General features: G+C 54.9%; 24 protein-coding genes and 1 tRNA gene. 11 read left to right on the top strand and 14 right to left on the bottom strand.

Translation table 11 applies throughout. The features are described from left to right. Positions 1-82 precede the first annotated feature (82 nt). Positions 83-1,474 carry a DUF6861 domain-containing protein gene (locus AC1RRC_RS09775; RefSeq protein ID WP_493055249.1) on the top strand — a complete coding sequence of 464 codons (1,392 nt, stop codon included), beginning with the start codon at positions 83-85 and terminating at the stop codon, positions 1,472-1,474. Between the two features lie 5 nt (positions 1,475-1,479). Beyond that, positions 1,480-2,091, top strand: a complete 612-nt coding sequence (locus tag AC1RRC_RS09770) for a GAD-like domain-containing protein (protein WP_493055244.1) — start codon at positions 1,480-1,482, stop codon at positions 2,089-2,091. Here the strand turns inward: AC1RRC_RS09770 and pdxR are convergent. Further along, positions 2,018-3,559, bottom strand: coding sequence for a MocR-like pyridoxine biosynthesis transcription factor PdxR (pdxR, locus tag AC1RRC_RS09765; RefSeq protein WP_493055240.1), 1,542 nt, complete (start codon positions 3,557-3,559; stop codon positions 2,018-2,020). The genes AC1RRC_RS09770 and pdxR overlap by 74 nt on opposite strands. 102 nt (positions 3,560-3,661) lie before the next feature. On the opposite strand from pdxR, the gene AC1RRC_RS09760 reads away from it, so the two are divergent. The 6 genes from AC1RRC_RS09760 (at position 3,662) to AC1RRC_RS09735 (ending at position 8,272) form a co-directional block, all read left to right on the top strand. Further along, positions 3,662-4,111: a carboxymuconolactone decarboxylase family protein gene (locus AC1RRC_RS09760; RefSeq protein WP_493055236.1), complete on the top strand. Its 450-nt coding sequence runs from the start codon at positions 3,662-3,664 to the stop codon at positions 4,109-4,111. A gap of 11 nt (positions 4,112-4,122) precedes the next feature. Beyond that, complete coding sequence (locus tag AC1RRC_RS09755) at positions 4,123-4,779, top strand: FMN-dependent NADH-azoreductase (RefSeq protein WP_493055233.1); 657 nt, start codon at positions 4,123-4,125, stop codon at positions 4,777-4,779. A gap of 138 nt (positions 4,780-4,917) precedes the next feature. Then, positions 4,918-7,011 carry a beta-galactosidase gene (locus tag AC1RRC_RS09750; RefSeq protein ID WP_493055230.1) on the top strand — a complete coding sequence of 698 codons (2,094 nt, stop codon included), beginning with the start codon at positions 4,918-4,920 and terminating at the stop codon, positions 7,009-7,011. Positions 7,012-7,177: 166 nt separating this feature from the next. Next, positions 7,178-7,450 carry a type II toxin-antitoxin system TacA family antitoxin gene (locus AC1RRC_RS09745; RefSeq protein ID WP_493055226.1) on the top strand — a complete coding sequence of 91 codons (273 nt, stop codon included), beginning with the start codon at positions 7,178-7,180 and terminating at the stop codon, positions 7,448-7,450. After that, positions 7,447-7,941: a GNAT family N-acetyltransferase gene (locus AC1RRC_RS09740; RefSeq protein WP_493055223.1), complete on the top strand. Its 495-nt coding sequence runs from the start codon at positions 7,447-7,449 to the stop codon at positions 7,939-7,941. Before AC1RRC_RS09745 ends, AC1RRC_RS09740 begins: the two co-directional genes overlap by 4 nt. Before the next feature lie 190 nt (positions 7,942-8,131). Further along, positions 8,132-8,272: a hypothetical protein gene (locus AC1RRC_RS09735; RefSeq protein ID WP_493055220.1), complete on the top strand. Its 141-nt coding sequence runs from the start codon at positions 8,132-8,134 to the stop codon at positions 8,270-8,272. A gap of 172 nt (positions 8,273-8,444) precedes the next feature. On the opposite strand, the gene AC1RRC_RS09730 is transcribed toward AC1RRC_RS09735, so the two are convergent. The 5 genes from AC1RRC_RS09730 to AC1RRC_RS09710 all read right to left on the bottom strand — a co-directional run bounded on the left by AC1RRC_RS09730 (position 8,445) and on the right by AC1RRC_RS09710 (position 16,792). After that, positions 8,445-12,173 carry an SIR2 family NAD-dependent protein deacylase gene (locus AC1RRC_RS09730; protein ID WP_493055217.1) on the bottom strand — a complete coding sequence of 1,243 codons (3,729 nt, stop codon included), beginning with the start codon at positions 12,171-12,173 and terminating at the stop codon, positions 8,445-8,447. Between the two features lie 122 nt (positions 12,174-12,295). Then, a complete protein-coding gene (locus tag AC1RRC_RS09725; RefSeq protein WP_493055214.1) occupies positions 12,296-14,455 on the bottom strand; it encodes a hypothetical protein in 2,160 nt (719 codons plus the stop codon). A gap of 656 nt (positions 14,456-15,111) precedes the next feature. Further along, positions 15,112-15,234, bottom strand: coding sequence for an AlpA family phage regulatory protein (locus AC1RRC_RS09720; RefSeq protein ID WP_493055513.1), 123 nt, complete (start codon positions 15,232-15,234; stop codon positions 15,112-15,114). Positions 15,235-15,388: 154 nt separating this feature from the next. Then, the gene (locus AC1RRC_RS09715) at positions 15,389-16,255 is read right to left on the bottom strand and encodes a phage integrase N-terminal domain-containing protein (protein ID WP_493055210.1); all 867 of its coding nucleotides are present in this window, start codon (positions 16,253-16,255) and stop codon (positions 15,389-15,391) included. 273 nt (positions 16,256-16,528) lie between these two features. After that, positions 16,529-16,792: a hypothetical protein gene (locus AC1RRC_RS09710; protein WP_493055206.1), complete on the bottom strand. Its 264-nt coding sequence runs from the start codon at positions 16,790-16,792 to the stop codon at positions 16,529-16,531. 486 nt (positions 16,793-17,278) lie between these two features. Between AC1RRC_RS09710 and AC1RRC_RS09705 the strand changes: the two genes are divergently transcribed. Continuing rightward, positions 17,279-17,620: a PilZ domain-containing protein gene (locus tag AC1RRC_RS09705; protein ID WP_493055203.1), complete on the top strand. Its 342-nt coding sequence runs from the start codon at positions 17,279-17,281 to the stop codon at positions 17,618-17,620. A 31-nt stretch (positions 17,621-17,651) separates the two neighbouring features. Here the strand turns inward: AC1RRC_RS09705 and AC1RRC_RS09700 are convergent, their stop codons facing one another. From AC1RRC_RS09700 to AC1RRC_RS09675, 6 genes are all read right to left on the bottom strand, one after another. Then, positions 17,652-17,882, bottom strand: a complete 231-nt coding sequence (locus AC1RRC_RS09700) for a hypothetical protein (protein ID WP_493055200.1) — start codon at positions 17,880-17,882, stop codon at positions 17,652-17,654. A 214-nt stretch (positions 17,883-18,096) separates the two neighbouring features. Continuing rightward, positions 18,097-18,753, bottom strand: coding sequence for an integrase arm-type DNA-binding domain-containing protein (locus AC1RRC_RS09695; RefSeq protein WP_493055196.1), 657 nt, complete (start codon positions 18,751-18,753; stop codon positions 18,097-18,099). Further along, complete coding sequence (locus AC1RRC_RS09690; RefSeq protein WP_493055512.1) at positions 18,746-19,300, bottom strand: tyrosine-type recombinase/integrase; 555 nt, start codon at positions 19,298-19,300, stop codon at positions 18,746-18,748. Before AC1RRC_RS09690 ends, AC1RRC_RS09695 begins: the two co-directional genes overlap by 8 nt. Positions 19,301-19,780: 480 nt before the next feature. Beyond that, positions 19,781-19,871: transfer RNA gene (locus tag AC1RRC_RS09685), tRNA-Ser, on the bottom strand. 164 nt (positions 19,872-20,035) lie between these two features. Next, positions 20,036-20,647 (bottom strand): acyl carrier protein phosphodiesterase, encoded by a 612-nt coding sequence (locus AC1RRC_RS09680; RefSeq protein ID WP_493055191.1) that lies wholly within the window; start codon positions 20,645-20,647, stop codon positions 20,036-20,038. Between the two features lie 10 nt (positions 20,648-20,657). After that, positions 20,658-21,083, bottom strand: a complete 426-nt coding sequence (locus AC1RRC_RS09675; protein ID WP_493055188.1) for a VOC family protein — start codon at positions 21,081-21,083, stop codon at positions 20,658-20,660. A gap of 107 nt (positions 21,084-21,190) precedes the next feature. Here AC1RRC_RS09675 and AC1RRC_RS09670 point away from each other — a divergent pair, with 107 nt between their 5' ends. Further along, on the top strand, positions 21,191-21,931 hold the full coding sequence (locus AC1RRC_RS09670) for a metallophosphoesterase family protein (RefSeq protein ID WP_493055184.1): 741 nt from the start codon (positions 21,191-21,193) through the stop codon (positions 21,929-21,931). An 84-nt stretch (positions 21,932-22,015) separates the two neighbouring features. On the opposite strand, the gene AC1RRC_RS09665 is transcribed toward AC1RRC_RS09670, so the two are convergent. Then, the gene (locus AC1RRC_RS09665; protein WP_493055181.1) at positions 22,016-22,798 is read right to left on the bottom strand and encodes an alpha/beta fold hydrolase; all 783 of its coding nucleotides are present in this window, start codon (positions 22,796-22,798) and stop codon (positions 22,016-22,018) included. A 148-nt stretch (positions 22,799-22,946) separates the two neighbouring features. Here AC1RRC_RS09665 and AC1RRC_RS09660 point away from each other — a divergent pair, with 148 nt between their 5' ends. Next, positions 22,947-23,681: a substrate-binding periplasmic protein gene (locus AC1RRC_RS09660; protein ID WP_493055178.1), complete on the top strand. Its 735-nt coding sequence runs from the start codon at positions 22,947-22,949 to the stop codon at positions 23,679-23,681. Positions 23,682-23,703: 22 nt separating this feature from the next. Here the strand turns inward: AC1RRC_RS09660 and AC1RRC_RS09655 are convergent, their stop codons facing one another. After that, complete coding sequence (locus AC1RRC_RS09655) at positions 23,704-25,803, bottom strand: DUF4214 domain-containing protein (RefSeq protein ID WP_493055176.1); 2,100 nt, start codon at positions 25,801-25,803, stop codon at positions 23,704-23,706. Positions 25,804-25,860: the final 57 nt, after the last annotated feature.

Here is a 25,860-nt window from a genome sequence, read left to right as displayed (position 1 = left end):
ATTGCTGAAAAATTAACAATTTTGTTATGCTGGCTGCTTCCTATGCGGGCATTGTTGAGCCCGACCTTTGAAAGGGAAGCCATTGCCAACCGATATAACAAGCATTTGGTCTGAACTGGGCAGGTTAGAGCAGCGACTGAGTTTTGGAAATGGCCTGCACGCCGCTTACGATAGTCTGGGGCGGGAAAAGCGTGCAAATCATTATGGACACTGGGGAAATTTTGATGAACAGCTGTCACGTGTCGAGCGCGTGCGCCGCGCATTGTTCGACTCTGGTGAGGCCGCCAAACGTATCGTCGTCGGACGGCTGGCCGGTATCGATCTTTCTTCCATCTGGCCCATCCTCATAGAGGCTTGCAAAGACATTGCGCTCATTTATGGGGGCTCGATTGCAGCAGGTGCGACGGTCGGTGCTGCCGGGGGAGCATTCCTTGGGGGAGTAGGCGCTTTTCCGGGCGCCGCTGCCGGAGCTGCGGCCGGCACCCAGGTCGGTACCTGGATAATGGCGTTACTGGGTTTGAAGTCTGTAGTTGATGAATTGCAGATATCTGTTCCTGAGGCGGTGAATTACTACGAACGCGGTTTTAGGATGGCATGGGGGCCGACATGGCGCGAACAACAGTTACGCGCGCAAACAGTCGGCGGCCTGAGTGACGGTGACGTACGCCAAGCTGCATTCGAATTTGCCAATGGCCACGTGATCTTGGTGGCTGCAATACTGACTGCGCTCACGGCTTATGTGTCGCGAGGCAGAGGTAACAAAGCCGCAGTGTTGCGAGAGATACGTGGTAGTTCTCGATTGGGGCCGAAGGTCGCTCGCTGGATCGAGGAAAATGAAAAGACATTGATAGCGCATCCTGCCTTGCAAAGCAGGCGTAACAATGTTGTTGGCAGTGAAAATGCGTCGTCCATGGCCGGGGGAAAGCGGCAGCGCCCAGCGGTGGAGGGCGAGCAATCGCTTCCAAAGGGAATGCCGTTGAAAGGAGTACCATGCTTCAAGGCGAATGATTTGCCTTCTGGAAAAATTCCGGAATTTGACCGCCAATTGGCAGGGCAGGAGACCGGCCTGAATAGAATGACGGTTGAGGAATATATTGAAGGGCGCGACGCGTTTAAAAATAAAATTTCGGTACGTGACCCACAGATAGCAAGAAATGCCAGAATAGACCATGAGCAGGTCTTAATTGAACGATTTGCAGAAAAATTCCTTGATGAAGGAATGCATATTGATGAAGCTGAAGCAAGAGCTAAGAAACTCGCTGCGCAAAAAATGGAAACATTGGCAGCGCTTCATAATCCCGATATGGTTTCGGCGGGTAAGGATGTGATCGCGGATTTTGGTGACCGCAATGTTAATTCACGTATCGGAGCTCAGTGGAGAACACGAGTATCTGAGTTGGATGCGGCTGCAAATAAGGTGCCGGAAGCAATGCGAAGCAAAGCAAACATGAATGTAAAACTTAAGCGGTGTTAAATCATATGGATGATTTTTTTGAAAAATTTCAAAGGGAATTTGGCGAGGCGATCGATAGGCGTGATGTCCCAGCCTCAACGATAGAGCGCTATCGTGGAAAGCTTCCTGATAAATTATTATCCTATTGGGAAGAGCACGGATGGTGCGGCTATGCCGACGGCTTGTTTTGGACCGTTGATCCTCAAGATTATGAGCCTGCTTTGGAAGCTTGGATCGGGGATACCCAGTTCATGGAGGACGATGCCTATCACGTTATTGCGCGAAGCGCATTTGGCGCTATTTACTTTTGGGGCGAACGAAATGGATTTGCATTTAAATTGTTCGCACCAGGGTCTTATGCGGTGGAGAGAGAGCGTAAGTCGAGTTCGCTGGAGAGACAAATTCAAACGTTCTTTGCCCTTAGAACACGTAAAGAAAATGATTTTGATGAAATGTTTGCCGGCGCCTTAAAGAAAATTGGACGCCTTCGCTACGATGAAATGTACGGTTTTGTGCCGGCGTTGGCGCTGGGCGGAGCGGCTACATTGGAGTCCGTAGAGAGGGTTAAAGTAGTTGAGCATTTGGTGTTGCTTGCACAGATTGAATCCCTGGAGATAATGTCCGTTCCGCCGGATTGAGATGGGAAGTCAGGTCCAGCCCAGCCTCCACCCGCGCCAGCCCCTCCCGTATCGCCGCCCCATCAAAACACGAAAACCCCATCACCAGCCCCGGGGGCGCCGCATGGCGCACCCGGTACGCCGACACCGGCCGCGTGACGATTCCTTGCCGATCCAGCGCACCCGCCACCAGCAGATCATCCATTCCGGCCGGCAGCAGCACCGTGGCATCCAGCCCGGTACTGATCGGCGCCACAGTCAGCAAGCCATCGAAGCGCGCCTTGCATTCCTGCTGGAACTGCTGTGCTCGCTCGCCGTACAGCAGGCGCATTTGGCGCAGGTGGCGGGCGAAGTGGCCGTCGGCGATAAAGTCGGACAGCACGGCCTGCTGGAACACCGGCGCATGGCGGCACGTCAGCGACAGCGCCGCGGCAAACGCGTCGGCCAGCCCGTCCGGCACCACCATGTAGGACAGCCGCAATGACGGGAACAGCAGCTTGCTGAACGAGCCCAGGTACAGCACGCGTCCGCTGCGGTCCAGGCTTTTCAAGGCTGGCAGCGGGGCGCCGTCAAAACGGAATTCGCCATCGTAATCATCCTCGATGATGATGGCGTTGCAGGCGTCCGCCCACTCCAGCAGCGCCAACCTGCGTTCCAAGGGCAAGGTGCCGCCCAACGGGGCCTGGTGCGCGGCTGTCACATAGGCCAGGCGGATGTCCTGCGATACCGGCAGTGGCGGCTCGGTGCGCAAGCCTTGCATGTCCACCGGCACGGCCACCAGTTGCGCGCCGGCGGCGTTGAAGACCTGGCGGGCGCCGGAATAGCAGGGGTCTTCCAGCAGCACGCTGTCGCCGGGATCCAGCAGCAGGCGGGCGCACGTGTCGAGCGCATGCGTGCAGCTGGAAAAGATGATGACCTGGCTGGCGTCGCATGCGATACGCTGGGAATAGTGCAGATGGTCGGCAATGGCGTGACGCAGCGGGGCGTAGCCGGCCGCGTCACCGTAGCCCATTTCTCGGATCAGGCGGCCGCGCGCATAGCGGGTGGACAAGCGGCGCCAGATGGACAGCGGAAACGCCGACACGTCGGGCTGGTTGGGGCGGAACGGCACCATGTCGCTTTGCTCTTGCAGCGGAAAGGGGGTGTCGGTCAAGCGCAGGCCTTGGCGGGACAGGCGCGGCTGGGCGATTGCCGCCGGCGGCGCTTTGGCGGGCGTGGCTTTGTCCGGCAAGCGCGGCGAGACGGTGGTGCCGCTACCGGTGGCGCCGGCCAGGTAGCCCTCGGCGATCAGCTGTTCATACACAGCCAGTACGGTGCCGCGCGAGATGCCATGCTGGCGCGCGAAATCGCGGGTGGACGGTAGGCGTTGGCCGGGGGCAAGCCGGCCCGATAGCACCGCGCCGCGCAATTCGCCATACAACCAGCCTTGCAGCGTGCCGCCAGGTGGGCGCGGCGCCAAGGCGAATTCCAGTTCCTGTGCACGTCGCATACCAAAGTGGCCTAATCAATTCTGTGCTAAATGGGCATATGAATCGTACCACACGACCTTTACTATTCATTCATCGATAACACATCACTGAAAGGAAGCGCCATGACGCAGCGATTCGAACCCGCCAAACTGATCCCTGAAGGCTATAAGGCGATGTATGGCCTGCACAAGCAGGTGCAGAGTTCCGGCCTTGGCCTTGGCCTGGGCCTGCTGGAACTGGTGCGGCTGCGGGTGTCGCAGATCAATGGCTGCGCGTACTGCATTGCGATGCACGTGCCGCTGGGACGCGAGCATGGGCTGACGGAACATCAGGTCAACCTCACCGCCGCCTGGAAAGATGCGCCGGTGTTCAGCCCGCGCGAACGCGCCGCGCTGGCCTGGGCCGAAGCCGTGACGGTGCTGGAAGGGCGGGAAGTGTCGGATGCCGCCTATGCCACCGTGAGCGCCGAATTCAGCGCGGAGGAAGTGGCCCAATTGACGCTGGCCGTGTGCGAGATCAATTCGTGGAACCGCCTCAGCATCGCGGCGCGCCTGACGCCCGTGCTGGCATGAGCGGAGGCTTGATGAAGACATTGAACCTGCTGCTGATTGAAGCCAGCCCGCGTCTGGCCAATGCCACCAGCGGTGCGCTGGGCCGGCGCCTGGTGAGCGCATTGCAGGAGCGTTCGGGCTGCCGCGTGGTACTGACCGAGCGCCACCTGGGCGCCCGTCCATTGCCGCCGCTGTCGGCCGAGTATGCGGAATCGTTGTTGCTGCCCTATGATGAGGCGCTGGCGCGCTATGGTGCGCACCTGGAGCTGTCCGATGAACTGGTCGCGGAACTGGAACGGGCCGACATGGTGGTGATCGCCTCGCCCGTGCACAATTTCACGGTCCCGGCCGCGCTGAAATTGTGGATCGACCTGGTGGTGCGCAATGGCGTGACGTTCAAGATCACCCCGGAAGGTAAAGTGGGCTTGCTGCGCGACCGGCCGGTGCTGGTGGCTGTCACCTCCGGCGGCGCCATGTTCCGCGACCCGCCGAAACAGCCGGACTTCTTCCGCCCTTACCTGAGCGCGGCGCTGGACGTGATTGGCTTGCGCAGCATGACCTATGTGCCGGCCACGGGACTGGCATTTTCCGAGCAACCGCTGGCGCAGGCCGCGAGCGAGGCCGATGCGTGGATCGCCGCGTCGCTGCAGGATTTTTTGCAAAGCGTGCCGGGGCCAGTGCAGGAATAAGGGATGGGCGCAGCCGGGATCCGCCATGGCGACGCGGATGCCGGTCTGCCACACGGTATCGGCGCCAGGTCCTGGCGGATCCGGTGTGTTTTTGCGGTAGAATTGTTATCGATAACTATTTCGATAACTGGAGACCGCATGACCCCACGCCGCATCCCGGTGCTCGCCGCCACGGCAGCCATCCTTGCCGCCGCGCTGAGTATTCCCGCCGCAGCCCAACTGCCCAACACCGTCCTGTTCGGCGCCGCGTATTACGACGAATACCTGCCGGTGGACCGTCTGGAGCAGGACGTGGCCATGATGCAGGCCGCGAACATCACCGTGGTGCGGATTGCCGAATCCACGTGGGGGACGCTGGAGCGTCAGCCGGGCGTGTTCGATTTCACGCACGTGGACCGCATGCTGGCGGCGATGCACAAGGCTGGCATCAAGGTCATCGTCGGCACACCCACCTATGCGATCCCGACCTGGCTGGCGCGCGCGTATCCGGATGTGCTGGTGGAGCGCCCCAACGGCAAGGCGTTGTACGGGCCGCGCCAGAACATGGACATCACCAATCCTGAATACCGCGCGGCCGCCGAGCGGGTCATCGTGGCGCTGGTCGGTCACGTCAAGGATCATCCGGCGGTGATTGGCTACCAGCTGGACAATGAAACCAAGGCTTACGACACCAGTGGCCCGAATGTGCAGGCCGCGTTCCAGCAATGGCTGCGCAAACGCTTTCCCGACCTGGACCAGCTGAACCACGCGTACGGCCTGAATTACTGGAGTAACCGGATCAACCGCTGGGAAGACTTCCCGTCCGCGACCGGGTCCATCAACGCCAGCCTGTCGTCCGCGTTTGCGGAATTCCAGCGCGAGCTGGTGACGGATTTTCTTGGCTGGCAGGCGGATCTGGTCCGCAAGCATGCGCGCCAGGGGCAATTCGTCACGCAGAACTTTGACCTGGACTGGAAGGACGCGTCATACGGCGTCCAGCCGGCGGTCGACCACTTTGCCGCCGCCGCCAAACTCGACATCGCCGGTGTCGACATTTACCACCCCGGCCAGGACAAGCTGACCGGCGCTGAAATCGCATTCGGCGGCGACCTGACCCGCTCCATGAAAGGCAACCGCAATTACCTGTTGCTGGAAACCCAGGCCATGGGCTTTCCGCACTGGACGCCGTATCCCGGCCAACTGCGGCTGCAGGCCTACAGCCATATCGCGTCGGGCGCCAACATGGTCGAGTACTGGCACTGGGGCACCACCGCCAACGCCATTGAAACCTACTGGCGTGGTTTGCTGGCGCAGGATTACCAGCCGAATCCCACCTATGAGGAAGCAAAGCAGATCGGCGCCGAGCTGCGGCGGCTGGGACCGAAGCTGGTCGACCTGCGCAAGCGGAACCGGGTCGCGTTTTATGTCAGCAACCGGGCCTTGACCGGCTACAACGCTTTTAAACCCGCTGGCAACGCCGGCTACAACGACGTGCTGCGTCCGTTATATGACGCGCTGTACCGGATGAACGTGGAAGTCGATTTCGTCCATCCCGGCACGGAAGACTTGTCGCACCACCAGCTGATCGTGGCGCCCGCGCTGTATGCCGCGTCGGACGCGGAGATCGCCAAGCTGAACGCATTCGCCAAGGCGGGCGGCCATGTGCTGTATACGTTCAAGAGCGGCTTTTCGGACGAGCACGTGAAGGTGCGTTATGCCACGCAGCCGGGCGGCATTGCCGAAGCGGCCGGTGTGCGCTACACGCAGTTCACCAATCCGGACCACGTTGCGCTGGCCGGCGACCCGTACAAGGTTGGCAAGGAGGCGAACCAGGCGCGCTGGTGGATGGAGTTGCTGACGCCGACCACGGCGCAAGTGGTGGCGCGGTACCAGCACCCCGTGTGGGGCCAGTATGCGGCGGTGACGCGCAACGCGTATGGGGCGGGGGAGGTGACGTACGTCGGGTTCATGCCGACCGATGCCATGGCAGAAAAAATCCTGGAGTCAGCGGTGAAACGCGCCGGCTTGTGGCGTGAGCAGCAGGCGTTGCGGTACCCGCTGGTGGTGCGCAGCGGGGAGTTGAACAATGGGCGGCGGGTGCATTACCTGTTGAATTATTCCGCCAAGGCGGTGACGGTGCGCAATCCATTCGGGGCGGGGGAGGATTTGCTGACGGGGCGGCGGATTGGCGCGGGCGCCAGTGTCGGGTTGGGGGCGTGGGGTGTGGTGATTTTGGAGGAGGGGCGGAAGTGATGGTTGTGGCGGGTTCATTATTTTGGGCTTTTCGGTCCCTTGAGAGGCCGGCGCGATGACTTTGGCATACACAGATCAGTGGCATGGGCAGCCAGTCATGTGTTGACAACAGCTATACGCTCTCCTACTATTTGTATATCCATTGCATACACAAAAAGGGGCCACCATGCGTGCAGCAGCCATCAATCTACGCGCCTTGCCCGAGCAGCGTGATCTCATCGATCAAGCCGCCAGCCTGTTAGGCAAAAACCGTTCGGACTTCATGCTGGAGGCTGCGTGCGAGCGCGCGCAATCGGTGTTGCTCGACCAGATATTCTTTGGCCTGGATGCGGAGAAGTTTCGGCAGTTCACCGCCATGCTCGACGCGCCGCCGGCTGTTAATCCGGGACTTGAGCGGTTAATGGCGGTCAAGGCGCCGTGGGATGACAGCCAGGGATGAACTTGAAGCTCTCCGCACCGCAACCGCTCACCGCCACGCATCTGTTGGATCACTTCGAGTGCGGCGAGCACGCGCTGGATGAATGGCTCAAACGCCGGGCGATGAACAATCAGCTCAGCGGCGCCAGCAGAACGTTTGTGGTCGTTGACGAAGAAAATCGGGTGCGGGGCTTCTACGCCATGGCAGCGGGCGCGGTCACCCATCAGCTGGCAACGAGTGCGGTTCGCCGCAACATGCCCGACCCGATTCCCGTCCTGGTGCTTGGCAGGCTGGCAGCGGATCGCCAGGCGCAGGGCATCAAGCTGGGGGCGGCCATGCTGCAGGATGCGGTGAACCGTGCCATTGCCGTGTCGCAGAACACCGGGGTTCGTGCGTTGCTGGTCCATGCGCTCCATGAGCGCGCCAAACAGTTCTACCAGCACTACGGTTTTCAGGAGTCGCCGCAGCATCGGATGACGCTGATGCTGCGGTTGCAGGGTGTTGGGGCTTAATCGGGCTGGGTCGGGCTTTTTCGTTACCTTCGTCTAGACGCGCGTCCTTTGTGGCGCGCGTTTTATTTTCAGCAATCGAATTCTGGAGTGCTGAGTGAGAAAGAGGCCTGTTTTCGTGCCATTTCCGACTGGCGGCGAAATACGCTGTGTTTCAAAATGGACTTTCCAGTAACTACTCAGGAAAATTCCTATGAAAGCCTTGATCATCATCCGCGTGCGTAGCAGCAAGAAACTTGGCTCGATGAAACAGTCTTTGGGAATCGGGTTAACTGCCGCATGTTTGTTGCTGGGCTGTCTGGTGTTCGTACTGGTGAGTCAGCGGATGCTATAGCAACAGGGGAGCGCGAAGTCATATGGCGCGCGCTCTTTTTGTTGAGAGGGGGATTCGAATCATTTGATTTTCTGATGATATAGCTCAATAATTCAGAAGTTCGAATTTACGAATTGCCCCCAATTTTCTCTTATTCGGAAGAGAAAGCCATCCACTTTTAATGGGTTAAGTTTTAATCGTTCTCTAAATTACACTCCGTCTCTCGCTTAACCGAACCTAAAGTGTCATTCTTGCATTGTTTCATCCAGTCATGAAAAATATCAGGTGCGCCTGTATATCTTTGAAGAACTGTGGTTGTTAAGGATGCAATCCGCTCTCTGATAATTGGAATGTCATGAATGTCTAAATTGGATGAGGGGAGTGAATATTTTGCTTCGTTTAGTAAGAATTCCATGCCTACTTGAATTTCCTGAAGAATTAAATTTTTGTAATTTGGATTGCAGTTATTTAATATCCATGAACTTAAACTCAAAGCTGGGATTAAGAGTGGTATTTGTCTTTTTTGTATTGCATTGCCTAATTCAGAAATAATACTTTCAACTATTTCTGAAATGTTTGATTCTGAATTTATCCTCTCTAGCCAGTGGCATATTAATTGGCATGCCGCAGTGCAAAGATCTCGATCTCCCGATGACATATAGCTTCTTATCTTCTTTTCGACTGAATTACACAAGTCAGGAAGTTCTTCTAATAGCAGTGGATAAACTCCCGCGGAATATTGAGAGAAATCTTCATCGAAACTTTCTAACTTATTAAAGATTTCAAAGCAAAGTTCCTTGTCAATTTTTATGCTGCGAATAAGATGTGGTAAAGACTGCAAAAAATCCTTGTCCGCTTCATTGCTACCTAAGACTTTTGCTATCCGATGCATTGGTGGAGGATTTGATGTCCTAGACCAACTTAAAATAGACTCTTTGATCCATATTTTTTCATTTTCGGAAAGTTCAAAATTTTGATAATTTAATTTTGAAGCCAGAAGGCACTGAGCTATAATGTGAAGAATTCCGACTGGAGCCACTTGATTTAAGTTTACGAATTTTTTTCTGAATGCATAATTTCTTTTACTGCTAGCATTGCAAGGAAGTGAGAAGAATGCCCATGGCATGATGGCAGCATCTGGCCAGCCATCAGCATCAACATTTCCATTCTCCCAAATAGCCGAAGCTAAGTATTTCATCTCCTTATTGTTCAAATAGGATGATCTAATTAGTATCGATAATCTTTGAAGAGCAAGACCTCTTACGGTAGGGTCATTGTCGCTGGAATTATTTATTAAAAATAATATCGTCTCTTCTAATTTTGCATTTCTTTCTTTTGAAATGCCAAGTTGATGTGTTTTTCGCGGCCAATTTGATGTCGGGTCAAAACCAAAAAAATTTTCATTTTTAAGTGGGAAGGAAAAGCAAACTGGCATGTAATTTTCTAACGCATCATAGGGAAGCGAGAGGTTCAGCGCCCTAGCCAGTGTTGAAATGGATTTACTTAACTTGTGATCCGCTTTCAATACGTCATTGTGAAGAATGTGTCGTAGAATATTTATTTCGTCATCAAATCCGAAAGATCTGGTTCTAACAGTTAATCTAGCCAGTACTTCTACTGCTGTCGCTGTCCGTCGAGTGCCCCAGCGCAGGTAATCTTCTTTTGGCAATTTTAAAAGTAACGATAATTCATTAAGGGCATATGCTCTAAGTGCACGAAAATGGTTTTCTGAAAGCGCCGCAATGTGTGTCCGTGAAAGAGTTTGTAAATCTATTTCACCAGAATCAGAACCTTTAACTGAATTTATTGTACCCAACCATTGATCAGATTCAATCAATGTTAGCGCAGCAAGTTTAATTCCATTATTTGTAACAGCTACGTTTCCGCACATGCAAGGCATTCCCGATAAATCGCATAACCGCAATATTTGATATGCAAGTCGAATTTCTTCCGGGAGACCGTTAGATAAGCTGACAGAAGTATTGCGTCCACCAAAGAATGTTCTATGCTCTCTTACCTCTGGCTTTTTCCTCACTTTTTCCAAAGAAAGGTTGGACACAATTTCCTCAAAGTCTACAAAAGGATTGCAATCAAATGTGTTTAAGCTTCGGAGCCTAGTCACCGCCCCCTCATTTTTGCGCAAGGAACTAAATATGTCGTTATTTGATTGAAAAACTGATTCATGCCATAGTAACCACCCTTCTCTTGAAAGCGCAGGGTAATCAATATCACCTTTTCGTCTATTCCGACGAGTTCTATTGATTGCCATTCTGTTAGTTCTCTCAGCCATAGAGAATTTTCCAACATGAGCCAGTAGTCCAGCTTTTTTTATTGACCAACAAGTGTCAATATTAGTGACATCCCATTCATCCAGAAGTTTAGTTAAATTCTGAATCTCACCTCTATCGCGATAAATCAAAAGATCTTCATAAATGGCACTATTAAATATTTTCTCATCATGGCCGGAAATTTCTTTTACTCTATTTATCTGATTTTTTGATAACGCAAAGTCAGCAGAATTTCTCGCATCGCAAGCGATAAATAGTGTCACACGACACCATGCCGAAGTGATATGGCTCCAAGAAAATTGGGCGCTAATTTTCACATCGGCAGGATTGGAAATTGATTTTTCCTCCACTAAAACCTTGTCAGTTACTGATTTTGCGCAATTAATGACATCAAGAAAAAATGGTGCTAGGCACGTTTCAAGTCGCCAAATTAATTCATCTAAGGCGACAAGGGCATCTATTGGGTGCAAAGAATCGATAGAAGTGCATAGGGGCTCTATCCAATATTTTGTATTATTCCACAATGCATCTCGTACCGATCTGGGGGCAATAAGCCATCCGGGATAGAGATCCCTATTCCATTTCCAGATTTCTATTTGATTTTGCAAAGTTTGGATAGGTACGACTTCTGTCCCTGGAAAAACGGGCTCATCTTTAGTTATTATTTCTTGTGGCTCAGGTATTTCACCAAGGTGAGCGGGAGAGAATTGCTCTTCTCTTTGGATATTTGGCCAGCTCTGGCGATTTTTTATTCGCTTTCTACTTAAGGATCGCAAAAACCACTCGGTAGCGTTTTTGTGTCGTAAATTTTCATGCCACTCTTTGGACTGCGGTAGTTTAGAAAGGTCTATAGGGACGACATTTCTTTCCTCTAACATTCTACGTCTGTGCTGGGACAAATCTAACCAGCCTACTAAATAGATTTTCGGTGCGTTGGGGCCTAGATTGTCGCGCACCCAGCCTGTCCAATGAAGGAAGTTAGGATCATCCCCTGAGAAGCCGATTAAACAGAGCATTGACTCCATTAATGACTGTTGAACTAAGTTGACAAAAGAGGCATTGTCAGACGGATATTTTCTATAATCGTCTTCAGTAAAAACAAAGGGCTCATGAGCTGGTAATGTGCCGTGAAGCTTTACTATTCGTGGCCTTTTGGAGGATGGAATTTCTGAGTGAGTCCTGATTACATCATAATCGAACTCAAATATATCTCGCGCAGTTCTTTCTAGCAAAGTATCCCAGTTAGTTGTATGAATATCGCTCCACGGGAGGCTAAGTAAAAGCTTGTGTAGTTCTCCAGGTTCGTACTCCATATCTGGAACGATTGTTCTAATTTTTTCGTTCAGCGCTCCTTGTCCAAAGGCAACTTTGAACTCCTGCGCAAGTCGTAAAAATCCACTAGTTGAAGATAATTCATTCAAGATGCCGTTTTTTGCGTCTGACTCTATAGGGTAGAGTAAATCACATAAAGATCGAGAAAGTTGCAGCCAAGTCGGCATTGGCTTAGCCGTTGGGGATGTTGGAATGGCATTACGACTAAATCCTGCCCCAACCATAACTGCTGCTCGATTCCCTGTGGAGCTCCAAAGGGAATCCCTAATTGCATCAATCGCATACTGATCTGGAAATGTCATTTTATATGTTAGGGTTCGAAAGCAAAATATATTGCTTTCTATTATTTTGCTTATATTAATGAAATTATAATTCTTTTTAGATATTAATATTACCGATCGTTGATTTTTAAATTATTCAATATTCATTGATCAAGCAATTTCTTTTCTACGGCATGATTCGAATAATCTATAGCGTAGGTCTCTAGTAAGAATTTCTTTCCTATGGTCGAAAGTTGGTCAACGACATAGCTTTCCTTCTTTTTGTCGATATACCTCTGAAATAGCAATTGCGGCATCGCCCCGAAGCTAGCAAGAGTGGATACTCCTGCTAAAATTATTAAGAAAATCATTACCTTAGGATCCCAAAATGAAGATATAGTGTAGTATTTGTCAAAGATAAAGCTTGATATTCCTAATGTGACAGCTAACACACCGAACAGTGATGCGAAAATGACATCCCAAGTCCTTTGTATTCTAGGAAGTTGATTCACAATTGAAACTAAAATTTCTTCTTTGTCTTTTTCTCTCTCATTAGAAATTAAGGTGATTTTTTCGCTAACTTCAGAGAATTTTTCAGTTAAACTGCTCAATGATTGATGGTGCTCATTTGAAATGTCAGAAGCTTGTTTCTTTATGGATGCGAGTTCAATCTTGTTTTGCAATAACTCATCTAGAATTTCACGCTTTTCTGCTTCGTTGGCTGCATTTAAATTATGTTGCTCATCCTGAATTCTCTGCAATTCAAGGTTTTTACTTTTTTCCATTTCTACTGCAGCTTCTTCTCCAGCAGCATTTTTAACAGCTTCAATAAATTCACTTATATTATCAAGGGTAACTAAACTGGGATCTCCGAGAGATTTTCTTAGCATTACTTCTGCTCCCCTGGGAGTTCTTGACCAAATCATAAATGACTTTGAAAGTTCAGACTCATCCTCAGAAATTAACCTTATTACACGTTCCCGAACTAGTTGATCGGATTGAGGTATCGCTGCGCAGTTGGCTAAGAGGCGCTGATATGGTAATCCCGCGTTCTCGGATGAACCGTACATCAGCCATAAAATTGCTGCTAATGAACTATCAGTGACGACTGGCGGCATATCATCATCATTGTAAACTTGTTGAGCTAAAAGAAAATTTTCAGAGAGTTGTGCGAGACGGGTATTTCGAGTAATGAAAATATATTTCGTAGATGAAAAATCTTGCCTAGCAGATCGATGATTTCCACGAAGCCTAACTATCGAAGCTATTGAGCTAGCATCTCTTAGCCTTGCTGCATCTTTTGAGTAATAGCCAATATTATTTGATAAATGATTCTCTATATCAAAGCTTAAGAAGGCTTGTGAGGAACTTGATGTGGGCGCGTCAAATATGGTAAATCCTAAATCCTTCACTTCCATTTTAAGATTTTGTTGAACGGCACTAATTCTTCGAACAAAATCAAAGCTCGAAATCATCCGGATTCCGATAGCGCCATGGGAATTTCTTTCGCTATAAGCTGAAAGTGCTGCTTTAATATTATTTGAAGTCTCGGAGAGGGAATGTGAGAAAACGCCGAATTTCGCCTTAGCATGATTTAGCTGGGAAAACATTTCTTTAGCAAAAATATGCCTTTCTGGCGAATCTAGATCAAGTAAATCCATCAGCAAAGGTGTATCAAAAATAAACCAAGTATTTTGTAAATTTTTTTCGACCTTAGGGTCGCAAAAATTAAGAACAGCTTCAACGACAATCGAGCCAGTAGCCACCTTTTTAAATAGTTCATATTCTGAACTGGATGTCCCTAGCTTATTTAAGACAAAATCAGAAAATATTACGTTCATCCATTGAATTTTTCTATTTTCATCAATTTCTTCTTCACTCAATTGTGATTTTCTTGTTAAGGAAAGCGTTTTTGAGGAAGGATTTTCGGTTCGATATTGTTTCCATGTATTTTGATCGGGTAATGGAAAGCTTTGCAGGCGTGTAATGAAAGCAGCATCTAATTCGGAATTGGTAAAATCTTTTAGTCCATGTTCAGCAGTTTGATTATTAGCGAACTCTCTGAATGATTGAAAAAGTTTCTCGACGTGATTTTCATCAACATTACTTTCAATTGCGATGGTCTTGCTAACTGTATATATCGCTAAATTTGATTTGGTTTCTCGGCCAGATTCAATAAGGTAGCCAGAGTCACGTAATTTTGACGCTAAAGATCGTACGGCATATGGGTGTATTTTTGAACCGTATACCTCACTAAAACTCCTCGCTATTTGCACGGGGTCGAAAATATTTCCTCCCAAAGGCTGCAAAATGGGTGCAAACATAGGAACCAATCCGTCTAATGTGCTAATTCCGTCATCAATATGACTCTGTACTCCGAGCAAGTAGGAAAAAGTCAGTTTGCTCCGATATTCATCGTAATTCGGCATAAATTTTTATATAGATTTTTTAATGATTGATGAATGGATTTAATATTTTTAGCTGGTGTGATAGCTTGGCATTAGAGAAAAAATGAAGGGGAATAGTTTTATTGAATAAAAGAATTTCATATCGTCGGATGATGAATTTGTTTACGTGGTTAATGGTATATTGCTTACTACTTTGATGCATCACATGAAATGTTGTTTAACTGAAAACTATCAAAATGATAGCGTGGACGAAAAGTGGTATAGAGAAAACTCTACGCTTCATCATGGATAGATGCAATACGGAAATATATTCTTACTGATACATGGATGTCTTGTAAAGGAAGTTTTCCAATACCTGAATCAGCTTGGAGCTTTTTCAGAGTACAGCTCTGAAGAGTAAGGAGGAGGCTGTTATCGATAGTGCGAAGAAGCTTCTATTTTGTACACCGTCTATACACTTTATAGTCCGATTAGGTCGCTGGACAAGTAGGTATGAATACCTCCAGAACCGTGAGCAATGTACTTGCCCGAGGTTCTGGGTTTTACGATATGGAAAAGAAGGAGCAAAGCGGCTACGCTGAAGAGGGGCAGCGCAATTTATCCCTCACGTCAATACAGCGCTGTTGCCATAATGCGATTTCGGCCTCGTCCCACGCTATTGTCTTGGGGCCAATGGGAATTGGTGCTGGCAACACACCTGCTTTCACTTTACGCCATATCGTAGCGCGAGACCATCCAGTGGCCCTCGATGACAGCAGGTAAGCGGAGAAATTTTCGGGGCGTACTCATGATTACTCCTTCGGTCTCGGAACGGAAACAGAAAAACGGATGTGCTGCTTGATGCGATTGTTATTTACCTAGATAGATGGCGGTCACTTGCTCGCGAAAATGGCCCATCTCCTTCGATAATTTGAGTCTTACGTCTCGATCGACCAGTTTGTTGGCAACAGTTAGTTGCTTCGAAGAGATCCCTCCACTTGCCGGGCACGGCCAACCAGACAACTCCGCATAGCGTCGTTGTGCATACTCATGCCGCAACCCATGCACACCATGGATGCCAGCCTTATTGCACTGCGCCCGAAAACGGTTCAACTGATCCCTATACCGCATCTCCGCCGGAATCAGGCTGCCTTTCCCTGCCAGCGCCTTGGCCGCGTCCAGCACAGCACGCTGCTGCGCAGTGGTGATCGGCACCTTCCGTTCTTTGCCGCCTTTGGTCCAGCTATCCCGCAGCCGCAAGGCGTCGCCGCAATCCGCCCAGCCCGGCATGATCTTGATACTTTCCTCGCGCCGCAATCCAAACGCCGCCTGCAACTGCAAGGACATCCGTGTATAGGGATCAGTCACGCGGGCCAGCATACCTGCGTCCAGCATCTTGGCCTTGGAGACATTGGTGACAAACAACCGTTCAGCGATGCCGTAATCGCTGTTGGAGCGCGCAATGACGTTTTCCTTGCCGGTCTTCTCGGCCCACCACCGCAAGGCGCTCATGCGGTTTTTAACGGTCCCGGTGCTGATGCCATCCTGCTTCCATTTTTCGAGCAGCGCCGCCACATGCTTCGGCTTCAGGCTGTCGGCATTCAGATGCTGGAAGCCGCGTGCGACCAGGTCGTTCGCGCACAGGTTCAATAAGCGCTCGCGGTCGGCCTGCGTCGCATAGCTGCCGTCCCGGTTGCGTTGACACAGTTGCTTGAGCTGGTAGTTCAAGTCGTGCATGGCAAAGTCCTCCTTCCGATCATTGGGGTTCAACAAACATCGATGCCGCGTGGTGTAAGCCTGTCCGGTAAGTGTTTCTGGCCACCCGTACTGCCGCAGCAGGACGGGGTTGAATAAAGGCCTCGGGGCACCACCCCCCGTGTATGCGGTTGCTGTTACTGCCTGCCCGCGCCGCATGCGCGTGTGGCACCGCTGCGCGTTCCCGGAGGGAACTGCCGCAGCGGGGACTAATCACCCAGGGTCCATGGAGTGCACCTCGTGCACGGATCAACTTCAACTAATCAGCCCGAAGCGTGCAAAGGACATCGCGAGGCTTGCCTGCGATGCGGGGCGCTTGGCCCCATCACTGACCACCATCACGTGGAAGAATGCCGCTTGCCGCCAGCGTTTATGCCGCTTGCGGCGCGTCGTTACTGGCAGCACGCCGCCAGTAACGACGCGCGGGCTCGCATCCGTGACAACTGCTCTGGGTAACGCCGCTATCGCACGGTGTGCGACGGTCGCGGCGGATCGGAAGCGCCAGCGTTGGCGGTTCATGGGCGAAGTGCTGGCGTCCAGTGATAACACTGCTGGAGGAGCAGGCCAGTCGCGCAGAATGCAACGCAGGGCTTTATGCGGCCCGCAAATCACGAGGAACGTGCGGGCCAATCGGTGCAAGGAGCTTGCCCTTGCCAAGGCGCGCCGCAAGGGCGCAGATCGGTAAAACACGCCACCGGATTCCGGTGGCTTCTTCTAGTCGCTGACCACGTTGCCGTGCAATGTCAGCTTCATCGACTTACGAAAGCGCTCTCTGCGCTCAATATGCAGGCAGGTGACGACTGCGACGCCTATGCCGCCAGGCATAGGGACATGCTCGACGCATGCCCTCGTGGGAGCGATTCCCACATGTGAGGTCTTTATTCTATGCCAAGCAGTGATGTTTGCAAGAGAGGACAGTGGTAATGCGGTGAACGGCGAAGGTTGTTTGCGATCTCATTTACAATCGGGGTATCTCAATAGCTACCCGGCGCAAAGTCGAAATTAATGGATCATCGCCGCGAACATGCCAGAAGATTCCTTACCGTCCCGAGTACCGTGATTCCGTTGGATGGTAGCCCTCCGATAAGTGCGCACCTGATCGACCTGTCACGTCACGGGGTCGGCTTCCTGTCCAAAGTCCAGTTAGACCCGGACGCACGCTACGATTTGCGTTTCCAGTTCCCCGGCCAGAGCGACGTCGACTCGGTTCGGATCGAAATTGTCTACAGCAACTTGCATGAAGCGACTGGTATGTTCCGGTGCGGCGCTCGTATTTATGCGATGACCCCGGAGTCCGTGACGCGCCTGGTCGATTTTGTGACCATGCCAATTACGGATGAAAGATGATGAGGGAGGGGCGGAAGTGCCTGGCTGGTCGTCACGGGGAACCATTGCCGCGTTGCCGATGGTTGGTGGCTGCGGGCTGATCCACCGACGCGGCGGCGGACTTCATCTCATCGCGTTTGGCGACCACTTCCTTGCGTAATTCCTGAAGCCGTTCGTCGGAGTGGCCTCGTGTCAATACCTGCGATTGAAGCTCTGCCTGATAGCGAAGCACAGCCTCGTGCCACGCGAGCCAAGCGTTGAAATATTTTTCCCAGTTCGACACTTGTTCCCCACTTCCTTGAGTTTTTCCACGCCTTCAATGCTCAGGCGGGGAAGCATTCCAAGCCGCGAAGTACACGGTAAAAGCTTGGGCTAAGTGCTTAGATGCAAGCAATATGTTAAATGAAAAATCTTTGCCTGTGCGCACGACACTTTGTTGTGCAGCACGGGGCTTGCATGCCGGGCTAAGGGCATGGCCATGGTAGGTGTTGCAATTTTTAGTATTGGCGGAGTTTGGAGTCGGCATTGTCACCAGAGCGGCGCACCCGGCCTCTGGCATCTTTCATCGCGATTGCCAACTCATCGGCATTCATTCCGCTGCGCAAATAGCTTCCGGCCAGCGCCGTCGCAATGCCTTCCAGTTGACGATATATGCCTTGCAATCCGGCCTGCTCAATTTGCCGGGTGAAGGCTCGCAGGATATTGCGCTGGGCTTCATCGGCCGGAATCCGGGCCAGGGCAGGGAATAGGGTGGCTTCAAGATGGCGGATGGCGTACCGGGCAGTTTGCAAAATACTCGTGTGGACATGGTTCCAATCTGCATCGTTTAACAGTTCGTCCAAGGGAACTAGCTGCGGCCGTGGATGCAGCTTTTCATGATTGAATTCTGTGCGCGGGTCCAGTGCATGTTTCAGCATCTTGCGGGCCGTGTACATATGTTCGCGTGCCTTGGTGATGGAGACTTCGGGATACCGGCCAAACGTGAGCGCATTTTCCGAGCGGTCTTGCTGGCGGTATTTCATGCGCCAGATCTTGCTGCCGGAAGGTTGCACCTCGATGTAAAGCCCGTCTCCATCGAACAGTCTGTAGGGTTTTTCTCTTGGCATTGCTTGATCGATTTTGGCCTCGGTTAGTGGCGGAATACGTTTAGGCATGGAGGCCTCCTGTTCCGCCATCACGGCTGAAATCGTCATTGACCGGCATGAGCCGTGGCGTTTGCGGCGGCGCTCCCTTGCCGCTAACGGAATCGATGTAATCAGCCCAGTCCTGCATCATTTTGCGCCGTTCAGCGAGGAACTGCGCGCGGTCGTAAGCGCTGGCCACCTTGTCCTTCGGAGCATGCGCCAACTGCCTGTCCACGACTTCATGCCGGTAGCCCAGGCGCTCCTTGATCGTACTCATGGCCAGCGCCCGGAAGCCATGGCCGGTCATCTTGCCTTTGTATCCCATGCGCCCGAGCGCAACCAAGATTGTGTTATTGCTGATCGGCTTTTCGTGGTCGCGCTGGTTCGGGAACAAATGTTTGCTGCGGCCCGTGATGGTGTGCAGTTCGCGCAGCAGCTCCAGCGCCTGCCGCGACAGGCAAACGTGATGGTTGGTCATGTCGGGATTAACGGTCAGCTTGCCGCGCTTCATGCGCTGCCACGGAATGATCCACTCGCCGCGCTCCAGGTCGATCTCACTCCACGGTGTTTCGATCAGTTCACTGGTGCGATCTTTTCGAAGGTATTGGCGGCGCGGTCCTTTAGAAGCCGCTTGGCTTCGTCGCGCTGCTTGCCGGGTCTATCTTTTGCAGCAGCAGTCTGCGTGGCGCCATGCGTTTTAGTTGCTCCTCCTGCTGGGGATGTTCGCTTGGGGGCCGAGCGTCGGCATGTCAAGCGCTTTTCACTGCGTGGGGCCTGATTCTTGTAGGCGGGGCTTGGGGACCGCGCGGATCTGCATGTTTAACTGCAGAAGTGGTGACAAGACGCGCGCCCACGGCGCGCGGCGCTGGAAGTTCGCCGCGTTGCGGCAAACTTCCAGCAAATGGGCGATTCGGTCGCGTCCCGCGACCGCGCGTTCGCCTGCAGGCGAGACGCTTTCGAATCCCCCGCGCAAGGCCCGCAGGGGCCTTGCTTCTCTCCGCCATGAAACAAATGCAAAAAGGCTACCCGAGGGTAGCCTTTTTCACATTTGTATTCCTGGCGGAGAGAGGGGGATTCGAACCCCCGATAGGCTATTAACCTATACACGCTTTCCAGGCGTGCGACTTCAACCACTCATCCATCTCTCCTACTTCTTACAGCCTCGCTGCAAGAGAGGCCGCATTGTAGCAAAGATTCTGAAAAGTACCAATATTTTTTATCACCATTGCTGTGGCGCGTCAGTACTCGGGGCGGCGCAGCTGTGGTTGCCTTGATAACATTTTAATCAGGGCAGCCCAGGCCGCACTCGCCGTCATTCCGACACGCCTGCCTCCGCCACCAACCGCCCCCGCCGCTCCTCCGCAAACCCCACCAGCTCCGGAAAGAACGCCTCAAACCCCGCCGCAATCTCCTCATAGTGCAGCCACAAATCCGCAATCCCCGCCCGCAGCTGCTCGCCATTCCTGCTCAGCCGCAGTGAAATCCGCTGCACCGCCTTGTCCACGCTGGCGAAATCGTCATAGGCGTTCAGCCAGTTCACCTGCACCATGTGCGGCGCCATGGCGCGCAGGCGATCTGGCAGCAGGGCTTCGTGTTCGGCCAGTGCCGCATAAAAGCGGTCCAGCATGGCCTGGCGCGGTTCGTCGCACCAGCGCTGCCACTGCAGGCTTAATAAATGGTCGTAAAACACGTCGAGCAGGATGCCCGCGTAGCGGCGCCGGCCTTCGGGGAACAGCTGGGCCGAGGCTTTGACGGCGGGGTGGCTGTCGGTATAGCTGTCGATGTAGCGGTGAAGCTGGATTTCGCGCGCGATCTCCACCGGATAACGGCCGGTGACATCGGCTTTGACGAAGTCGCCCATGATGCCACCCAACATGGCGGCGCCGCTGTGGCGGGCGAGAAAGAGGTGCGCGAGGTAATTCATCGGCGTCGTCTCAGCGCACCGTGCGCAGCGCCACCGGGTGGCCGGCGCGCAGTTGCAGCAAGTCCCACAGGTTGCCGTACAAATCTTCGAACACGGCCACGGTGCCGTAATCCTCTTCCTTGGGTTCGCGGATGAAGGTGACGCCGTTGGCGCGCAGGCGTTCGTAGTCGCGCCAGAAATCGTCGGTGTTCAGGAACAGGAACACGCGGCCGCCGGCCTGGTTGCCGACGAATGGCTGCTGTTCGGGCTTCGACGCCTTGGCCAGCAAGATGGTCGTGCCCACGCCGCCGGGCGGCGCCACCACCACCCAGCGTTTGTCCTGCGCCGGCTGGTACGTGTCGTCCAGCAGCTCGAACCCCAGCTTGCCGACATAAAAAGCGATGGCTTCATCATAGTCCCGCACGACCAGGGCAATGTGAACAATGGCTTGCTGCATAGACGCTCCGCTGACAGGTGGAGCCGCCATTGTAGGCGTTCCTTGCGCGGCATGTTTCGCCGCTGTTTGCTACGATGGCGCTCTCTCCCTATTCTGAAGGAAACCCTATGCGACTCGCCGCCATCTCCGATATCCACGGCAACCTGTGGGCGCTGGACGCCGTCCTGGCCGATATCGCGCGGCGCGGGGCCGATGTCATCGTCAACCTGGGCGATATCCTGTCCGGGCCCTTGCTGCCGGGCGAGACGGCCGACCGCCTGATGGCGCTGGCGTTGCCGACCATTGCGGGCAACCATGAACGGCAAGTGCTGACGCATGCCCCCGAGCGCATGGGCGCATCTGATCTGTATGCGCACCAGCAGATCACGCACCGGCAGCGTGAATGGCTGGCGGGGTTGCCGCCGACGTTGCAGCTGAATGCGGACGTGCAGATGGTGCACGGAACGCCCGGCAGCGATCTGGTTTACTGGCTCGAGACGGTGACGGTGGAGCAGGGCATGCGGCCCGCCACGCATGCGGAAGTGGTGGAGCGCTCCGCCGGGGCGCAGGCGCCGCTGGTGCTGTGCGGGCATACGCACGTGCCGCGCGCGGTGCAGCTCGATGACGGGCGGCTGATTGTCAATCCGGGCAGTGTGGGGTTGCAGGCGTATGACGATGACATGCCGTATCCGCACCTGGTCGAGAACGGGACGCCGCATGCGCGCTATGCGTTACTGGAGAAGGGCGCGCACGGGTGGCAGGTGGAACTGGTGGCGGTGGCGTATGACTGGCGGGCGGCGGCGGAATTGGCGGCGCGTAATGGGCGGCCGGATTGGGAAGTGGCGTTGCGGACGGGGCGGATGGCTTGAGCAGGCGCGTTTCTGCATGCATGGTGGGTCTGTCAGACCCACCCTACGGAGTTACGGTGCGGCGTTGAGGTGCCCAGTGGCCTGTCAGGCCGCGTCGATTTCCTCGCCCACCAGGAAGCCCGCGATCAGCGGGTTGACCACGCCGGCGTGGGTGATCGGCGCCATGTGGCCGCCCTTGGTTTGTGCGGCGGCCGCATTGGGCAGCGCGTCGGCCAGGCAGGCGGCCACGCGGCGGGTGGACAGCGGGCTGTTGGCGCCCGACAGGACCAGCGCCGGCATGTCCAGCTGCGCCATGTCGGCCAGGGTGGCCGGTTCGTTCAGCAGCGCGTGGAAGTCCAGCTTGACTTTGGCGATCTGCGACGTGAAGCGCTGTTGTTGCGCTTCCTGCAGCGAATCGAAGGCGCCGGTGCGGTTCCAGTAATCGATGAAGGTGCGGGTGCCGTCCTGGTCGCTGGCGGCGTCGCGGATGCAGGCGACGACATCTTCGATTTCCACGCGCGCTTCGTCGGCTTCGTCCAGCAGGTGGAAGGCCACCGGCTCGAATACCGTCAGCGACAGCACGCGCGGGCGTTCCTGGCGTGCCAGGCGCAGCGCGGTGGCGCCGCCATACGAGTGGCCGACCAGGTGGAACGATTCATCCGGCGCCAGTTGCAGCGAAATCGTCGCCATCACGGCGTCGACTTCATGGGCCAGCGAAAAGGCGGGACCTGCCGCGTCTTCCGGGAAGGGGGATTTGCCATAGCCCAGCAAGTCAACCGCGATGAAGCGGAAGCTGGACTGGTGCTGGTTGATCAGTTCGGACCACTGGCCCTTGGAACTCATGGAGCTGTGCAGCAAAACAACTGCGGGCAATGCGTTGGAAGTCATTTGTGGTGAAAAAGCGAACGGCGAATCCGCGATTATATGCGGCTTTTTTGTGCAGGAGTACCATATGCCAATTAACAATTGGTAAGTTGGCATGAACACCATTTAATCCCGGCATAAACCGAATTTTCCACACCAAGCTGGTCACAACATGCGAGTAAACCCGTCCTTGCTGGTGCTTGGCTTGGCGCTGCAGTGGCTGGCGGCGGCAGGTTGCCGCGCGAACGAGCCGATCGTCGTCACCTACCATGACCGTCCGCCCTATCTGGCGCAGGGGGCAGATGGCGCACCCACCGGGTTGACGGGCACGCCCGCCGCCCATGCCTTCCGCCATGCCGGGGTGGCCGTGACGTGGCTGGTGGCGCCCACCAACCGCCAGCTGGCGATGGTCAAGGATCCGCAACAGCGCAGCTGCGCCGTGGGCTGGTTCCGCAATGCCGAAAGGGAGCGCTTTGCCCGTTTCACCAAGCCGATTTATCGTGACAAGGAATGGGTGCTGGTGGCGCATGCCGGCTACGCGGCGCGCGGCGACGCCACCTTGGACCAGTTGCTGCAAAACCCCGCCACGCGCATCCTCGTCAAAGACAACTTTTCCTATGGCCCGGAAATCGACGCCATGATCGCGCGCGGCAAGCCCACCGTCGCCGTCACCACCGGCAACGCGGAACAGATGCTGCAATCGGTTAGCGCCGGCATGGTGGATTTCATGTTCGTGTCCGAGGAAGAGGGCAACTATATGGTGTCGCGCAGCGGCGACCGTGGCGCCGGCTTGCGCCTGCTGCGGCCGCGCGGCATGCCGCGTGGCACGGAACGCTTCATCATGTGCGGCAAGGCGGTGCCAGAGAGCGTGATCGACCGGCTGAACAAGGCGATCACGTTCCGCTGACGCGGTTTGCCGCGCCGCTGCGTTACAGCGGCAGCGGGTCTTGCATCCCGATGATCGTCACGGGCCCGTTCGATACCAGGAAGTCCGGCAACAAATCCAGCGCGTTTTTCAGGGTGGCGTCGGTTGAAATGCCCGCCATCCAGTGCAGGCCCGCGGTGGTATTGACCCGGTACGCCTCGGCCAGTTCCGGCGTCGCCAGGGCCGCGGTGTATTCCAGCGCTCCCACGACCTTGTTGCGCACCGTGACCGCATCGCTGCCGGTGGCGCCGATGATCATGTATTGCGCCAGCGTGGCAAAGTCGAGCTTCTGGTCGCGCAGCATGCCGGTCCAATACAGCAGGCCCGCAGTATCGCCGCCGCGCCCGAACAGGTTCGTATACAGCGTGTTGACCGCCAAGGCATCGTCGCCCTTGCCTTGCCACTCCGGCAGCGATGCCAGTTCAGTGGCCAGCGCGGCGGGATCCCTTTGCGCCAACCATTTCTGCAGCGCGTCCGGCGCGGCGGGGCGGTTCAGCATGGCGACATACACCTGTTCCACCGTCAGCTTGTCCAGGATCGGCGGGATGTGTGGGCCGTCGTTCTCGCTGTACGGATCGATGTCGCCGACGTCGACGGCGGCGACTTTCGCTTTGATGGCGGTTTCCGTCCATTGCGGCAGCAGCGTGGCGGCTTTGTTTTGCGCCACCGCCCGGGGCAGCGTATCGGCCAGCTCGTCCAGCATGGCGCGCACCTGGGTGATATGCGCCAGGGTGGCATAGGTGTCGACGCTGGCGCCGATGCCGGTGCCGGCCTGGGTGACGGCGGCGCCCATGATTTGTTTAAAGGCGTCCAGGGTGGCGCTGCTGATCGAAGTCGGCGACGTGATGATCGTGGCATCGGCCTTTAACAGCAGCGCGGCGGCGTTGTTCAGCACTTGCAGCGCGGTGGCGCCGCTCTCCAGCGCGACGCTGCCTTTCGCCGCCGCCAGCACGCCGGCCATGCCGTCGTAGGCTGCCCGCATGGCCGCGTCCAGCGACAGTTTCGGCGGCTCGTAGCGGATGCCATCCAGCGGCAGGCGCGCGCTCAGCATCTGCAAGGTGCGCGCCACCACCTCGGCAATGGCGTCGATTTCCGCATGGATGGCGTGGATGGACAGCGGCGCGGTGCGCGCGCCGCTGTCGGCGTCAAACGCGGCGGTCAGACTGTCCGTGGCAGGACTGATTTTCACGCCGAACGCCGTGGCCAGGACGGCATCCACGGCATCGGCTGTCGTGCCGGTGCGCACCAGCGCATCGCGCAAGGTCGTCATGGCGCTGGCGGTGGCGCGCACCAGCGTGGTGGCCGGATAACTGCCCAAATGTTGTTGGGTGTACGTCAGCGACAGCGTGCCGTTGTGGGCGCGCTGGGTCGCCAGGTCATAGCCGCCCGTGACCACGATGTGCTGGTCCCACGAGGCCGGCGACTGCGGGAAGTCCGCTATGCCGGCGCTGGCCAGCAGGAAGTGGCCATTGGCGTCTGTTTTGGTGGGGAATTCCGTCGCGTCGAGCATGCCATTGCCGTTGAAGTCGACGAAGACCGTGGCGTCGCGCAGGTAACCCACGCCTTGCGCCTGGCCGCTGATCATCGTGGTGCTGGTGCCGGGGTTCGCCAGGTATTTCGCCAGTCCAGCGCGCGCGGTTTGCAGCGAGGCCGCGTCCGTCACCTGTTCCAGCCACATGGCGGAAATCGGGCCGATATCGCGGTCCGCCACATAGCGCAGCAAGACGTTGACGCCCGCGGTCCACTCTTGCGCCAGCACGGCCTTGTTGGCCAGTACGGTGGCATCGCTGCCTTGCGCGCCGCGCAGCAGCGCGAGCGCCACGTTGTCCGGCTTGACGGCGCCGCTGTCGAGCAGGCCGCTCCAGTACGCAACCCCGCCCGCATCGCCGGCGCGGCCAAACAGGTTGTGGTACATGGCTTTGACCATCTCCCTGTTGCTCATGTTGGCGTAGCGCTGCGTGAATTCAGGCGACGTGGAGAACGTCGCCGCGATGACGGCTTGCGGGGCATCGACGCTGGTCCAGTATTGCAAGCCCTCCGGTTCGGCGGGACGGTTGAAATAGGCGATATACAGTTGTTGGACTTCGGTTGCAGTAGGTTTCATGGTCGTTCCTTGAAAGATGCGCCATGTTAGAACCGCGTGACCGGTAAAAATGTGATT

This window comes from Pseudoduganella sp. GW821-FHT12E03, from assembly GCF_058807115.1.
Note: the sequence above shows the minus strand (reverse complement) of the source record. Positions and strands in the feature narration are given on the sequence as shown.